We start from the raw sequence: 15,188 nt of genomic DNA, 5'->3' as shown, positions 1-15,188 counted from the left end.
ATGCATTTTTGCGAATGGTTTCGATAGATTATCTTGCTTGATATTAGCTACCACTATTATTGCTGGGGGCTGGGGCCGGAGTTGGGGTGGGCTTAGGTTTATTTTGGGGGTGGTTAGGGTTTTGAATGCTTGTGCGCTTAACATGTACTGTGGTGCTGGCAGATTGAATCTCATTACCTTTGCTATCAAAAAGCTTTACTTCAATAGTATGCGTTCCTCTTTCAACATTACTTATTGAAAAGCTGAGTAGTTTTTGTTTTGCGCCCTTGGATGCGCCATCCAGAAAAACCTGTGCCTTATGACCCCGCTTGAGGCGAGGAGAGGTTTTTGCTGTTACTTTGAAATTGCCCGGGTCACGGATGGTTTCATTATTTTTAGGTGAAGTAATGGTAAATGAGTCATAGGTAAAGCTTTCGCTGTCATCTTGTGATGTATCTTTTGAGCTTGCAGCTGGTTTGGGGAGAGAGATAGTTGTTACAGGCTTGACGTCAATTTTTTCAGGGTTTTTGGTTTTAGGCTCATCCGTAAAAATAATATTGCCTTGTTCATCAGTTTCTTTATAAATCTTGTCTGCACCTGTCAGTAACAAGAGGCAACAGCTTAGAAAAGCGATTGTTTGTAGCCCTTTGCTCACCACTTTATTTATGTTGTACATAAGCGTTCTGTCCTAGATGGGGATTTACCAGTAATTATAACGATGAACCATATCAAGGACGTGTCAAGGAAGAAGAGGAGAGCTGAACAGAAGATAAGCTGTATCGTATAAAAAGGGCTACATGATAGTAGCCCTTTTGCAGCATTGTTTCTAAAAGCTGAATTACACGCTGTAGTACATATCAAACTCAAGAGGGTGAGTGGTTTGAGCTAAACGCTCACACTCAGACCGTTTAAGGTCAATGTAGCCATCAATCAGGTCATCACTGAACACACCACCTTCTTTTAGGAACTCACGGTCTCTGTCTAAAGCAATCAATGCTTCTTCAAGACTTGTTGCAACGGTTGGGTATTCTGCCGCCTCTTCTGGAGGTAAATCATACAAGTCTTTATCTGCAGCATCCCCAGGGTGAATTTTGTTACGGATACCATCAAGACCAGCCATTAGCATTGCAGAGAATGCTAAATATGGGTTTGCAGCAGGATCAGGAAAACGAATTTCAACACGGCGTGCTTTTGGACTATTCACGTAAGGAATACGGATAGAAGCAGAGCGGTTACGTGCAGAGTAGGCAAGCATAACAGGCGCTTCAAATCCTGGTACTAAGCGCTTATAGGAGTTAGTAGCAGGGTTAGTGAAAGCATTGAGTGCTTTCGCATGCTTGATAATGCCGCCAATGTAGTAAAGGGCTGTTTCAGAAAGGCCAGCATAGCCATCTCCTGCAAAAATATTTTCGCCTTGCTTGGAGATTGATTGGTGACAGTGCATGCCACTACCATTATCGCCTACTAATGGTTTCGGCATAAAAGTAGCGGTTTTACCATAGGCATGCGCAACATTATGTACGCAATATTTGAGGATTTGCACTTCGTCAGCTTTGCGTACCAGTGTATTAAATTTAACGCCTATTTCATTTTGGCCTGCAGTACCTACTTCGTGGTGATGAACTTCAACGGCAAGTCCCATTGCTTCCATTGCAGAACACATGGCTGTCCGTAGGTCATGACAAGAGTCAACCGGTGGTACAGGGAAATAACCACCTTTTACTTTGGGACGGTGACCAATATTACCGCCTTCAAAGACTTCAGATGACGCCCAGTGTGCTTCTTCTGAGTTGATGTGGTAGTTACAGCCAGAGATATCGACTTTCCATTTCACATCATCAAACACAAAAAACTCAGGCTCTGGGCCAAAGAATGCTGTGTCACCAATGCCGGTAGACTTCAGATACTCTTCGGCACGCTTGGCAACAGAGCGCGGGTCACGATTGTAACCTTGCATGGTGGCTGGCTCGATGATGTCGCAGCGAACGATTAAGGTTGTTTCATCAGTGAAAGGGTCAAGTACAGAACTGCTGTCATCAGGCAACAGAATCATGTCTGATTCATTGATTCCCTTCCAGCCAGCAATGGATGATCCATCAAACATCTTACCTGATTCAAAGAACTCATCATCAATTTCACTCACAGGCATTGAGACGTGTTGCTCTTTACCATGTGTATCGGTAAAGCGAAGATCTATCCACTTAACTTCGTGTTCCTTGATAAGGTTCAGCGTATGCTCTGACATTGCAATTCCTCCAGAGGGGTATACCCAGCGGGACACTGCTATTGTTATTTTGCAGAGTTGCCCGTAATGATTTTGGCTACTCAGTTTAAGTAAAACGCGAACAGCCCCCATAAAAAGATGTTTACCTTGACAGCAATTAGTGTGCCATTCAGATAAACACCCTTATTTGGTGAGTAAATGCACCAGAATTGGGGGTGAGTCGATTCACTATATGCACAAACTTAGTGCAATATATTGATTTATGCACTTAAAAAGTGCTTTTTTAAACCAATTGGCTATTTAATGATTCACGGATGATCCATTCCTTGGCCGAGAGTGAGCGTTATCAGAGCACTCAATGCTCGAACATACAATGAGTAGCATGTGTCTTCGGTGTTAATGAAAAAATACAAGATAGATTAACGGTGCTGATAATAGCCAGATTTTGTATAATGTTTTGCTACATTTTTATTGACCATCCATGAATTTTGCCCATGAATTTTGTTGTAAAGATCTTTCCAGAGATAACCATTAAAAGTAAGCCGGTTCGGCAGCGCTTTGTTAAGCAGCTAAGACGTAATATCCGAACCTTATTACGGCCTATTGATCCTGGTATCGATGTGACGGGTACATGGGACAAAATCATTATATCTACTGAACAGCAAGACAAGCAGGTATGTCGACAAATTAGAGAGCAGCTCCAACATACCCCCGGCATTTGTCATATTTTGGAAGTCGTTGATTTTCCTTTGGTTGATCTAGATGACATTACTGAAAAAGCTTTTCAAGTAATGGGTGAAGCCATACGAGGCAAAACATTCTGCGTTCGTTGCCAGCGTAATGGACATCATGAATTTTCATCAATTGAGGTCGAGCGTTATGTCGGTGGTGGGCTATTGCAGCGTGTGCAAGATTGCTCTGTTAAACTCAAAAACCCTGACGTTACTGTACGTATCGAAATTCATCATAAACAGCTGTATATCGTTCGTGAAAGGCACCTTGGCATTGGTGGCTACCCATTAGGTACGCAGGATGCTGTCTTGTCTCTGATTTCAGGTGGGTTTGATTCAACCGTTTCTAGCTTTTTGACAATGAAGCGAGGTGTCCTCACCCACTTTTGCTTCTTTAATTTAGGCGGTCATGCTCACGAAATAGGCGTTAAGGAAGTTGCTTATTATCTTTGGAGCAAATATGGTGCATCCCACCGTGTGAAATTTATTACCGTGCCTTTTGAGGGGGTGGTGGAAGAAATACTCACCAAAGTAGATAACTCCTACATGGGCGTTTTGCTCAAGCGAATGATGTTGCGTGCTGCTGATAAAGTCGCTGAGAATCTGGATGTTCATGCACTGGTAACAGGGGAGGCTATTTCTCAAGTCTCCAGTCAAACCTTACCTAATCTGGGGGTTATTAATCAGGCTACGGATCGGCTGGTGCTGAGACCTTTGATTACAATGGATAAGCAGGACATCATTGATACTGCCGCCAGAATAGGTACAGAAGAGTTTGCGAAGCATATGCCTGAGTACTGTGGAGTGATTTCGGTTAACCCTACAACTCGGGCTAAACCCGAAAAAGTTTCAAGAGAAGAGCAGGTATTTGATTTTGCTGTGCTTGAGCAGGCAATTAATAGTGCAAGTGCGGTGAATATTCATGAAGTCATGCAGGATGACCGGCAGATTCATGAAGTGCAAATTGATGAAGTGCTACCTGAGCAGGCTATCGTGATAGATATTCGCCACCCTGATGAAGAGGAAAATAAACCGCTTGAACTGGATCATGAAGTGAAAACGGTACCTTTTTATCAGCTGAGTCGTGTATTTGCAGAGCTGGATCGTAATCAGCACTATTATCTCTACTGTGAAAAAGGGGTTATGAGCCAATTACATGCACTGCATTTGCTCGATGAGGGCTATAAAAATGTTAAAGTGTATCGTCCTGCTAAATAACTCACGCTGTTTGTCAAATATGCCCACTACGATGGGCATTATTATAAATTTTTAATGCTTTTTAGTTGAAGGTGACATATCTGCGGTTAAGATATGGCACATTTTATTTGCCGGTTGAAATGTCACATATTCTTTCATCAGAAGGGAGTGTGAAGGGTAAAAACGTATCGCTACTTAGTCGTTATGTTAGTAATGAGCTTATACTTTACGCAGAACTCTTGGGTATAAAGCTAAGCGTTTGTCTGTTGGTTTGTTCATTGCAGTCCAGTAAGACCGGGTAATCCTTATTGAGGCACTGTCTTGTGATTGAGAAGTTACGGAATATAGCCATTATTGCGCATGTTGACCATGGTAAAACTACGCTGGTGGATAGATTGTTGCAGCAGTCTGGTACGCTGCAGCGCAAAGATATGGGTACAGAGCGGATCATGGATTCCAATGATCAGGAAAAAGAGCGTGGAATCACTATCTTAGCCAAAAATACCGCGATAGAGTGGCAAGATCACCATATCAATATTGTAGATACACCAGGACACGCTGACTTTGGTGGTGAGGTAGAGCGTGTACTATCCATGGTGGACTCTGTACTCTTACTGGTTGACGCGGTTGATGGCCCGATGCCTCAAACACGCTTTGTTACACAAAAAGCATTTGAGCAAGGATTACATCCTATTGTGGTGGTAAATAAAGTCGATCGTCCAGGTGCTCGTCCTGAGTGGGTAGTGGGTGAAGTACTGGACTTGTTTGACCGCCTGGGGGCTACTGAAGAGCAGCTGGACTTTCCTGTAATGTATGCCTCTGCCATTCAAGGAAAAGCAGGCTTAGAGCCTGACCAGCTGGCTGATGATATGACACCACTGTTTGAGATGATCGTAAACAATGTGCCTACACCGGATGTTAATGTGGAGGGTCCCTTCCAAATGCAGATTTCTGCGTTGGACTATAACAGCTATGTAGGTGTTATTGGGATTGGTCGAATTACCCGCGGTAAATTAACGCCTAATATGCCTGTCAAACTGGTTTCCAGTGAAGGTCAGCAGCGTAATGCCAAGGTATTGAATGTAATGGGATATCTTGGTTTGGAACGTGTTGATACAGCTGAAGCATCTGCAGGTGATATTGTCTGTATTACCGGTATTGATGGCTTGAATATCTCTGATACGCTCTGTCATCCTGACCACCCTGAAGCGTTACCAGCGTTAACAGTAGATGAGCCTACTGTGAGCATGACCTTTCAAGTCAATGACTCGCCTTTTGCGGGGCGTGATGGTAAATACGTCACCAGCCGTAATATCAAAGAGCGTTTAGAGCGAGAGTTAATCCATAACGTTGCACTGCGTGTTGAGCAAGGCGATAGCGCTGATAAGTTTATCGTTTCTGGACGGGGGGAGTTGCACCTATCTGTGTTGATTGAAACGATGCGCCGTGAAGGTTATGAAATTGGTGTCTCTCGTCCAGAGGTTATCACCCGAGAGGTGGATGGTGAGCATCAGGAGCCTTATGAACATGTCATGATTGACATCGAAGAGAATCATCAAGGCGGCATCATGGAAGAGCTGGGTAATCGCAAAGCCGAGCTTAAAAATATGGTTCCTGATGGCCGTGGACGTATTCGGTTAGAGTACATTATGCCTGCGCGAGGCTTAATTGGTTTCCGCTCTCAATTTTTAACCATGACTTCAGGTAGCGGTATTCTGACGCACGTCTTTGATCACTATGGCCCTGTTAAAATCGGAGAAGTGGCGAGCCGGACAAATGGTGCCTTGGTGTCAATGGTATCTGGTAAGGCATTAGGTTATGCCCTTTATAATCTTCAGGATCGTGGTCGTTTATTTATTGGTCCAAATGTTGAAGTGTATGAAGGAATGGTAGTTGGTATCCATAGTCGTGAAAATGATTTGGTGGTTAACCCAACAAAAGCGAAACAACTAACTAATATTCGTGCATCAGGTTCTGATGAGAATATTATTTTAACACCGCCAATTAAACACTCTTTAGAACAAGCACTTGAGTTTATTGAAGATGATGAGCTGGTTGAAGTCACACCAACATCAATTCGAATTCGCAAAAAGTTCTTAAAAGAGAATGATCGGCGGAAGGCGGCGCGTGCTAAAAAATAAAGTACTCACAAAAAATTGAGTATTATATTGAGTTAAAAAAAGCCTGTTGTTATGCAGGCTTTTTTTATGTGAGCCTAAATATGGTGAGTATATTTAAAATGGTATTACTATGGAAGCAATGAGCAAGTATAAGTATTTTTTAATTATTGATTTAGAAGCGACCTGCTGTGATCAAAAAACGATAGCACGAAATCAAATGGAAATTATTGAAGTCGGTGCGGTCCTGACTGAGGCAAAGACACTCGCCATCGTAGACGAATTTCAAACATTTATTCGTCCAGTCAGAAATCCAGCATTAACTCCTTTTTGTACTGAGCTGACAAGTATTACACAAAAGAATGTAGATAATGCTCCAGGTTTTGCTGAAGCAATAGAACATTTAAAACAGTGGTTACAGTCTTATAGTAGCTATATTTTCTGTTCATGGGGTGATTATGATAAAAAACAGTTTGAACAAGACTGTCAATTTCATCAAGTAGCTTATCCTTTAACTAATGGACATATCAATATTAAAAAAGCCTTTTCAGAGGCTCAAGGTCTTAAGCGCAAGTACGGTATGAGTACAGCTTTAAATTTGATTGGTGCTCAGCTTGAAGGTACACACCATCGTGGTATTGATGATGCGAGGAATATGGTTAAACTGATGCCGTTTGTTTTAGGGCGCAAGAAATTAAGTCGTTTATAAACTTGACGAGTTATGGTTGATCATAAAAGCTTGTAGTGAGTGTTATTGGTTATGTGGGTGAACCTTAGGCAAGTGGTTAGTTTATGGAAATTTTTGCTATAGGTGTAATTATAATCGCTGTTATTTTTTTTGTTATTAATCATAAGGTGAAGAAAGTTCAACAGCTAAATTATATTGAGCGCTACCGATTTCAAAATGCGCTTAAAATGAAAGTAAGTAAAAAGTACCCTCAACTGGATAGAGAGCAATTAAAACTCGTTTTTGAAGGGTTGAGGGATTATTTTTGGATGTGCCATAAAGCTAATAGTCAAATGGTTGCCATGCCTTCACAAGTGGTTGATGATGCTTGGCATGAGTTTATTTTATTTACGCGAGCGTACAGTCAATTTTGCAAAATGGCCATTGGTCAGTTTCTTCATCATACCCCAACAGAAGCAATGAAATCTTCAACAGATGCCACTGAAGGTATCAAACGTGCTTGGCGCTTAGCATGCGCAAGAGAGGAAATAAACCCTAAATATCCAGCTCAGTTACCCTTGATCTTTGCTATAGATACCATGCTCGATATTCCTAATGGGTTTAGGTATGTACTGGACTGCAAAGAAAACAAATTTGGTGATGGCTATTGTGCCAGTCACATTGGATGCTCTTCGGGATGTGCTGGAAGTTCTGGTGCATCAAGTTGTAGTTCTGATAGTGGTGGTTCAAATTGTGGAAGTAGTTGTGGTGGTGGCTGTGGAGGAGGTGATTGAGTGTATAGGCGCTTATAAGGTTGACCTACTAAGTTAAGGTAGTAGGTCCTGGAATGAATAAAACACGTTAAGCTTTGATTGGTTAAGGTCCAGGAAATATTGTTGTTACCTGGTTAACTACAGAGTTATATAACATACTTCCTTTTTTTGTTGCTGAACAATTATTGCTGGCAAGGTTACCTAAATCATTTGTGAGTGTAGCTGAGCCTAATATTCTTCCTCCACGAAGAGGTGTTTCTGAGCAACTGGTGTCAGCAATGAGTGCATTACAAAGATCTATCATGGTTTGTTTTGATGCGCAGTGTGCACTATCAAACGCACTGTTGGTATTAGCAACGCAGGGATTATTACAATAAGTATTTTGTATATAAGTCCATGTGGCATCGCTGAAGTTTGTGCAGTTAATATTTGGACAGGCTGCCTGGACATTAAAAGGTAATAAAGATGATAACAAAATTGCTGAAAAAAATTTAAAGTACTGAGTAAAGGGGCGTTTAAGCGTATCCATTATATTAGCCTCCCTGTTAGAGTAATCCTTCTTGGTGCTTATTAGTAATTTATAGTAGTTTAGTAGTTGATATTTTTCTCTTATTGAATATAAACCATGAATGATGATTTAGGGCTAACTTGTGCTATAAAAGTTCATTACAGCGGGAGTCATAAAAAAGCCTACCAATAATTAGGTAGGCTTAAAATATTATATGCTTAAAACGAAGTTTATACTTTTCTTTGTATTATGCGTAAAGCTTCCAGTAGTATTCAATATAATAGTGGCCACCATGACCATAAAAATGACTACGACGGATGCCCGAGGTGGTTGAGCCCCAAACGCCATTAATTGTCCAGCGAGCACCAAAAGAGGGAACAGTACAACTGACTGTTTTGGGGGGGAAGATATCATCATTCCAAGCATCGATAAACCAGTCAACAATTTTGGCAACCGCATAACCTACAGCTGCACCAATGAGGGTGCCTAGTGGACCGAAGCTGGAGCCAATTAAACCACCAACATAGGCAGCAACAGCATCCTTAACTTGAGACTCTACTTTTTCCCATAGTTTTTGTAAGAAAGCGGCTAAACCACCATTATCTTTTTCTGCAAGAATCATCGTAATGTAATAGGATTTTGGCCAGCTGTCACCTTCACGCATACTAAACCAGTGGAAACGCCAATGAGGGTTATACCAACGGCTATCACCGTCATCAAAACCTCCACCAACAAAGTGCTCATTTATTTTTTTGGTATCACCTGTTTCATCTACAGATGTTCCAGCAACAGATACTTCATCGGAACCCCACCACTCTGGATTTGTTTCATCAACACACTTCACACGACGTACATAAAGTGCGAGTTTGTCTGTAACAGCTTGAGGTTCAAAATCATCATGATCAAATTCAGCTTGTAAATCAGTAAATACACGACCACCACCTAACAAGGCATCTGAGGTTAAAATATTATGACTATTTAGGATTTGAGGTTGTGTTGAGCGCATACGTTCTATTTCTGGCTGACTGATATCAGATACAGGGGAAGGCGTCCAAATACCCAGTAGACGAGGATCAATTTTTAGCTTAGGCAGTTTTGTCACTTCATGTTCAACACTTTCCATTGCTTTAACATCTATTGCACCTAGATCACCGTATAATCTAGTTCTAATGGCTTTATCTGCAGTGTAAATGGGCTTTAGATTTCGCCTAATGGTTTCTTTCTTTTCCTTAGAGTACTCGTCAAAGCGTGATTTGAAAATGTCCTCAAAGCTACGTTCTAATGGATGAAAGCTTTCCTCAACGGCAACTTTTTCAGCAGCAATTTTTGCACTATTTATTACACGCTCAACGATTTTTTTTATTTCACTGTTGGCGAGTGTAATGTTGTCGTTAATAATAGGTTCCTGTTTCATGTAGTCCTCACTTTCCTTATGTTAGTAAATTCCCTACAAATCAATTTATAGGGTTATTCTTTCTGATTGATAAAATCAGTTCTGCAAGAGTGCTTGTTAGTGTTTAGGAATGACTTTAGGGTAGGTTAAGTCACAAGATTTATTAGATTTACTGAAACGGTTTGCCTTAGTTTTAGCACTAAAGATGAAAAGTGCAAAAAAAATTATTTTTTTAAATAATTATGAACTGTCAACCCTGCGGCAATGACACAGGCTTGGGAACTTCCTGAGTGGGTATGCCAACGTGTTAAACCCGTTGACTCAATGTTTTCTCCTGGTGCTAAGTAATAATGACTTTCTGCCTGGTAACATTCTGGCAGCGCTTTTCCTTGATTATTACAAGCAGAGATAGCAAAAACCTCTGGAAGTATTGCAGGAAATAAAAGCGTATCACGACCATAGTTGCCCGCTGCTGCAAATATGGGAATATGTTGTTGACTTAATTGTTTAACAATATGTGCTATTGTTGGGTGGTTTCCCATTGAGCCTAACGGCATAATGATAAGTCCAGCATGTTTGGCACACCATGTTAATGCCCTCGATATAGCATTAACTTTTTTTTGTTTGGATAAGTGCTTACCTATGACTTTGGCTATGACTAGAGGGGAGTTGGGTATTAAACCACAAAAACCGGAAACATCACGACCTACTAAAATACCCGCACTATGAGTACCATGTCCTATTTCATCATGACAGTTACCCTGTGGATAAGTGAAGTCTTTTAAGGTGAGCCGACTGTTATTAAAGGCAGGATGGCTTACATTAATACCTGTATCCAGTAAAACAATATGGTGCTTGCTATGCAATCTCTCTTGCTGGTTTGTAGATAGTTTGGGTAATAAACAGTAGTTTTTATTTATTTGCTCATTGATGGGTGGTATGAACATTGGGTATATAGAGTTCATTTAGTACTTACTAAATTAAAATAGATACCCATAACGAAGCTTTTTTAGGAGAGATTACCATAAACCCTAAAAATGATTTGTGAAGGGTATAGATCTTGAGGATTGATATTTAGTCCTTTATTTCCATATAAGATAATAACCATTGGTCGTCAACTTTTTTCCAGCGGCCTTTGACTTGATATATTTTGCCAGACTCAGGTATCCATCCAGCTTGTCCAGTCACTAGAACAGTAGCCTCTGTATCAGCTTCATTAGGGTGTTGCTTATTTATTTCAGTGTCTGATTTTGTAATTAGAATCGTGATATTTTTATGACGAAAAAAATAAAGCGCCATGATGCGTTTTGCCCAGGTTTTATCCTGGTTCTTATTCGTCACAAAGTCATCACTAAGCGTATTAAGGACTAATTTGCTATTCTTGGTTTCCAGTCCCTCTTGTATGCTGTTGATAGCTTCTGCAATAAGTTCTTCATCAGGAGAGGAGTTGCATGCACTTAAAAGAATACTGATGGTTAATGCGAGTAATGCTTTTATTAGTTGCGAAAAAAAGGTACTTTTTCTATTCATAGCGATTTAGTTATACTCAAAGCGAATTTTAGTAGGAGTGTCAGCAAACAACCTGAGGTAAGCGTATATTGAGTGCGTGTGTACCCAAAATGTGGGTATAAATTAGGTTAAACGAGTTTGTGCGTAAGTCCATGTAAATACATGCTTAGCCATTGATTACATTGGCCACATCTTTTCATAAAGACGTTTCGTGAAGGGTATATCATATAGGGGTCAGGCCTGGGTAAAGGAAAAACTATGTATACGCTCTATCCTGCAATTAAGCCTTATGCTCGTCATACATTGCAAGTAGATGAACCACATCAACTCTATCTTGAAGAAAGTGGCAATGCTGATGGTATCCCGGTTTTGTACTTACATGGTGGCCCAGGGGCTGCATGTGATAAACATAGTCGACGTTTTTTTGATCCTCAAACCTACCGCATTATTTTATTTGATCAGCGGGGATGTGGACGATCTACGCCTCATGCTGAGTTGAGAGCAAATAATACACAAGCGTTGATTGAAGATATTGAAGCAATACGAAAGTTTTTAAATATTGACCGGTGGGTGCTTTTTGGAGGTTCCTGGGGTTCTACACTTGGACTACTTTATGCGCAACAGTATCCGTCTAATGTGATGGCAATGGTGTTGCGAGGTGTTTTCTTGTGTCGAGAGACAGATATTCGCTGGCTTTATCAAGAGGGTGCAAACCGTATTTTTCCTGATTACTGGCAGCACTTTGTTGCACCTATTCCTCCTGATGAGCGAGAGAATTTATTAGGTGCTTACTATCGTAAATTAACAGGAAATGATGAGCTAGCCCGTATGTTTGCAGCAAAAGCCTGGTCTGTCTGGGAAGGTCACTGTGCTACGCTACGGCCTAATCAAGAAGTACTTGATTCCTTTTCAGAGCCACATCGAGCAACATCCCTAGCAACCATTGAATGCCATTATTTTACTAATAATGGTTTTCTAGAGCCTGACCAAATCATGCGAGATATTGATAAAATTGCCAATATTCCCGGCATTATTGTACATGGTCGCTATGATATGATTTGTCCGCTGGATAATGCATTGCTTCTACAGGAAGCATGGCCTGCTGCCGAATTACACATTGTGCGTGATGCTGGACACTCTGCGGCTGAGCCGAGTATTGCAGATGCATTAATTCGTGCAACAGATGAAATTGGTAAACGCCTGAAGCATGAGTGGGGTGAAGACTGATTCGTCAGACTCCGTCAGTGGTGACTGTTGAGTATTAGTTTGGGTATATCAATCAACGAAGTAAATTAGTTATGAAAGCATTGTTGCAGCGTGTTTCTCAGGCTCAGGTAGAAGTAAAAAAACAAATTGTTGGTGCTATTGATCATGGGCTTTTAGTGTTATTAGGCGTTGAACCGCAGGACACTTCAGCCGTTGCAGAAAAGCTGGCAGAAAAAGTACTTCATTATCGCTTGTTCAGTGATGATGCAGGGAAAATGAATTTAAATGTTCAGCAAGTCAATGGGGGAATACTCGTTGTTTCGCAATTTACCTTAGTTGCAGATACCAAGAAAGGTTTACGTCCTAGCTTTAGTGCTGGGGCTTCTCCAGAGCATGGTGAAGCAATGTATGATTACTTCGTAAATTATTTGCGCCAGCGTTACCCCCAAATTGCCACTGGTACATATGCTGCTGATATGCAGGTATCACTGACCAATGATGGACCAGTGACATTTATGTTGGAGTTTTAATGTACTAGTGCCTGTTAACAGGCACTAGAAAAAGGCCTGATAATAAGCCCTAAAAAAAGTATTATGTTAGATTAAACATGCGGCCGACCAGTGTTGGAATGGCCGTTTCAACTCTTAAAATACGCTCACCTAACCTAATAGGTTCGAACCCCCTTTCAGCTAACATCTCTACTTCGTACTCAATAAATCCACCTTCAGGGCCAACAGCAACAATGCTGGGCGTGGTCAGGTTGGTTGGTGGTGTAGAGATAGCTGCAGGATGGGCGATATAGCATTGGTTACCTGCACAAAGTGAAGGGAGCTGATCTTCGACAAAAGGCTTAAAGCGCCTTGCGAGAATAACTTCAGGTAAAAGGGTATCTCGTGCTTGCTCTAGGCCTGCATGGAAAAAGGGCGCCATTTTTTCAGGTTTTAGCCATGGGCTTTGCCAGTAGCTTTTTTCAACGCGATAGCTGTTAATGAGTATTATCTTTTTTACTCCCAGTGTGGTTGCTGAAAATAAAATTCGCTTGAGCATTTTGGGACGCGGTAGCCCTAATAATAAGGTTAGAGGCAATGGCGGCGGTGGAGGAGACGTTAATTCAATGGCTAATTCAATTCCCTGATCATTAATTGCTGTGACAGTTCCTTGGCCGACATCTCCTCCCAATAGGCCAACAGTGACCTTATCACCAACCTGTTTGGTCAATATATTTTGAATATGCCATCGTCTTCGATCAGTGATGCGAACATGGCTTACACTGATAAAGTCTTCTTTGAACAGCAATATTAAATTCATTTTTTTATAATTATCATTCGGTGGTTATGTTGTGGCAGATGAACGCTGTGTAATCATTTTCCCAAACAATAGCCCGCTTTCAAATAACAACCACATGGGTATGGCAAGTAAACTTTGTGAAATAATATCTGGTGGTGTCAGTAGCATACCGACCACAAAGCAAATAACAATAATATAAGGGCGTTTTGCTTTTAAACTATCAACAGATGCAATTCCAGACCAAATAAGTAAGACAGTAGCAATAGGTATTTCAAACGCAGTACCAAATGCCAAAAATAGTTTTAGCACAAAATCAAGATACTTGTTGATATCGGTCATAATTGCTACATCGGTAGGGCCTATTTTAGTAAAAAAATCGAATAATAAAGGGAATACAACAAAATACGCAAAGGCCACACCGAGATAAAATAACAGCACACTAGAGGCAAGTAATGGAACGGCTAACCGGCGTTCATGCCGGTATAAGCCTGGAGCAATGAAACTCCATGCTTGATGAAGTATATAAGGGATAGTTAAAAAAATGGATGCAATAATGGTGAGTTTAAAAGGTGCTAATAAAGGAGAGGCTACTTCGGTAGCAATCATTGTGCTGCCTTCTGGAAGAAGCTCCCTTAAAGGCAAAGAAATAAACTCATAAATAACATTAGCAAAGGGTATTAGGATCACAAATGCTACCCCAATTGCCATAAAAACTCTTAATAAGCGATTTCGTAGTTCCGTTAAGTGCTCAATAAAAGGTTGTTCTTTATCTTTGTTATGGATCTCTTCAGTACTTGAGTTTTGCGAGCTCATGGGTTTTCACAACTTATATCGTACGGTTAGGAATCAGATTGATGAGCTGACTTTTCTGCCGGCACTTCGCTTTTGCCTGTTTCAGGTGCAGACTGAGAAACAGTATAAGGTTTAATTGTCGGTGGTGCTTTTGAGTCAGTTGCAGCTGGTTGCACTGATGATGAAGAGGGCTCGGAAAGTGTGGGATGAATAGAGTTATCCAAGCCGTGTTTTACATCCTCAACATTTTCTTGCAAGCTTCGCTGTGCTTGTTTTAACTCATCCATGATCCGCTCATTATGAAGTTGGCGCTTAATTTCATCCGCGCCAATTTCACGCTCGATTTCGGATTTCATTGCTGTAAAACCACGACGAATTCTGCCAACCCAGAGAGTTACAGTACGAATAGCATGGGGGAGTCGCTCAGGACCTAATATGATCAGGCCAATAATGGCAATAAGCAGAAGCTCTGCAAAGCCTATATCAAACACGTTGTATCCTCAAAGTAAAACCCCAAAACTACTGCTTATTTACAGTGTTGTGTTCTTTGGTTGTTTCTTGTTTGGTTTCTGAAGAGGTATTGTCCTGCTGCTGATTTTGTTGCTCTAGCTTTTGAGGTGGAGCATCTTTGTTCGCATCTGAATCAGAATCCATGGCTTTTTTAAAACCCTTGATCGCAGAACCTAGGTCACCCCCTAAGTTGCGTAATCGCTTACCACCAAATAACAGTAAGACAATCACCAGTACAATTAACAGCTGAACCCAACCAATATTACCCATGTGTTACTCCTTTTAACGAATTTCC

Annotated in this window: 16 protein-coding genes; 6 read left to right on the top strand and 10 right to left on the bottom strand. The window is 41.0% G+C overall.

The window, feature by feature from the left end; all coding sequences use genetic code 11:
• Window positions 1–43: 43 nt before the first annotated feature.
• Together KHS79_RS22000 and glnA are read right to left on the bottom strand one after the other, a co-directional pair.
• Window positions 44–655 carry a DUF4124 domain-containing protein gene (locus KHS79_RS22000; protein ID WP_212722145.1) on the bottom strand — a complete coding sequence of 204 codons (612 nt, stop codon included), beginning with the start codon at window positions 653–655 and terminating at the stop codon, window positions 44–46.
• Window positions 656–817: 162 nt separating this feature from the next.
• Window positions 818–2,224 carry a glutamate--ammonia ligase gene (gene glnA, locus KHS79_RS21995; protein ID WP_094789501.1) on the bottom strand — a complete coding sequence of 469 codons (1,407 nt, stop codon included), beginning with the start codon at window positions 2,222–2,224 and terminating at the stop codon, window positions 818–820.
• Window positions 2,225–2,697: 473 nt separating this feature from the next.
• Between glnA and thiI the strand changes: the two genes are divergently transcribed.
• The 4 genes from thiI to KHS79_RS21975 all read left to right on the top strand — a co-directional run bounded on the left by thiI (window position 2,698) and on the right by KHS79_RS21975 (window position 7,709).
• Window positions 2,698–4,152, top strand: coding sequence for a tRNA uracil 4-sulfurtransferase ThiI (gene thiI, locus KHS79_RS21990; protein ID WP_212722143.1), 1,455 nt, complete (start codon window positions 2,698–2,700; stop codon window positions 4,150–4,152).
• Between the two features lie 302 nt (window positions 4,153–4,454).
• Window positions 4,455–6,272, top strand: a complete 1,818-nt coding sequence (typA, locus tag KHS79_RS21985; protein WP_027707027.1) for a translational GTPase TypA — start codon at window positions 4,455–4,457, stop codon at window positions 6,270–6,272.
• Between the two features lie 109 nt (window positions 6,273–6,381).
• Window positions 6,382–6,957 carry a 3'-5' exonuclease gene (locus tag KHS79_RS21980; protein WP_212722141.1) on the top strand — a complete coding sequence of 192 codons (576 nt, stop codon included), beginning with the start codon at window positions 6,382–6,384 and terminating at the stop codon, window positions 6,955–6,957.
• Between the two features lie 83 nt (window positions 6,958–7,040).
• Entirely contained in the window at window positions 7,041–7,709 is a 669-nt protein-coding gene (locus tag KHS79_RS21975; RefSeq protein WP_212722140.1) for a glycine-rich domain-containing protein, read from the top strand.
• A gap of 82 nt (window positions 7,710–7,791) precedes the next feature.
• Here the strand turns inward: KHS79_RS21975 and KHS79_RS21970 are convergent, their stop codons facing one another.
• The 4 genes from KHS79_RS21970 to KHS79_RS21955 all read right to left on the bottom strand — a co-directional run bounded on the left by KHS79_RS21970 (window position 7,792) and on the right by KHS79_RS21955 (window position 11,119).
• Complete coding sequence (locus KHS79_RS21970) at window positions 7,792–8,217, bottom strand: hypothetical protein (protein WP_212722139.1); 426 nt, start codon at window positions 8,215–8,217, stop codon at window positions 7,792–7,794.
• Between the two features lie 226 nt (window positions 8,218–8,443).
• Window positions 8,444–9,610 (bottom strand): hypothetical protein, encoded by a 1,167-nt coding sequence (locus tag KHS79_RS21965; protein WP_212722138.1) that lies wholly within the window; start codon window positions 9,608–9,610, stop codon window positions 8,444–8,446.
• Window positions 9,611–9,813: 203 nt separating this feature from the next.
• The gene (locus KHS79_RS21960) at window positions 9,814–10,554 is read right to left on the bottom strand and encodes a S8 family peptidase (protein ID WP_212722137.1); all 741 of its coding nucleotides are present in this window, start codon (window positions 10,552–10,554) and stop codon (window positions 9,814–9,816) included.
• A 109-nt stretch (window positions 10,555–10,663) separates the two neighbouring features.
• Window positions 10,664–11,119: a hypothetical protein gene (locus KHS79_RS21955; protein ID WP_212722136.1), complete on the bottom strand. Its 456-nt coding sequence runs from the start codon at window positions 11,117–11,119 to the stop codon at window positions 10,664–10,666.
• 237 nt (window positions 11,120–11,356) lie between these two features.
• Between KHS79_RS21955 and pip the strand changes: the two genes are divergently transcribed.
• Window positions 11,357–12,325, top strand: a complete 969-nt coding sequence (pip, locus tag KHS79_RS21950; RefSeq protein ID WP_027707034.1) for a prolyl aminopeptidase — start codon at window positions 11,357–11,359, stop codon at window positions 12,323–12,325.
• Window positions 12,326–12,396: 71 nt separating this feature from the next.
• On the top strand, window positions 12,397–12,834 hold the full coding sequence (dtd, locus tag KHS79_RS21945) for a D-aminoacyl-tRNA deacylase (RefSeq protein WP_094789040.1): 438 nt from the start codon (window positions 12,397–12,399) through the stop codon (window positions 12,832–12,834).
• Between the two features lie 61 nt (window positions 12,835–12,895).
• On the opposite strand, the gene KHS79_RS21940 is transcribed toward dtd, so the two are convergent.
• Genes KHS79_RS21940 through tatA form a run of 4 tightly spaced genes read right to left on the bottom strand, consistent with a single transcriptional unit; the run spans window position 12,896 to window position 15,163 of the window.
• Complete coding sequence (locus KHS79_RS21940; RefSeq protein ID WP_094789041.1) at window positions 12,896–13,612, bottom strand: 16S rRNA (uracil(1498)-N(3))-methyltransferase; 717 nt, start codon at window positions 13,610–13,612, stop codon at window positions 12,896–12,898.
• A 24-nt stretch (window positions 13,613–13,636) separates the two neighbouring features.
• Window positions 13,637–14,404, bottom strand: coding sequence for a twin-arginine translocase subunit TatC (gene tatC, locus KHS79_RS21935; RefSeq protein ID WP_051310852.1), 768 nt, complete (start codon window positions 14,402–14,404; stop codon window positions 13,637–13,639).
• Window positions 14,405–14,430: 26 nt separating this feature from the next.
• Window positions 14,431–14,874, bottom strand: coding sequence for a Sec-independent protein translocase protein TatB (tatB, locus tag KHS79_RS21930; protein WP_094789042.1), 444 nt, complete (start codon window positions 14,872–14,874; stop codon window positions 14,431–14,433).
• 28 nt (window positions 14,875–14,902) lie between these two features.
• On the bottom strand, window positions 14,903–15,163 hold the full coding sequence (gene tatA / locus KHS79_RS21925) for a twin-arginine translocase TatA/TatE family subunit (RefSeq protein WP_094789043.1): 261 nt from the start codon (window positions 15,161–15,163) through the stop codon (window positions 14,903–14,905).
• Between the last annotated feature and the right edge of the window lie 25 nt (window positions 15,164–15,188).

Source organism: Zooshikella ganghwensis (assembly GCF_018263875.1).
Classification (GTDB): Bacteria; Pseudomonadota; Gammaproteobacteria; order Pseudomonadales; family Zooshikellaceae; genus Zooshikella; species Zooshikella ganghwensis.
Note: the sequence above shows the minus strand (reverse complement) of the source record. Positions and strands in the feature narration are given on the sequence as shown.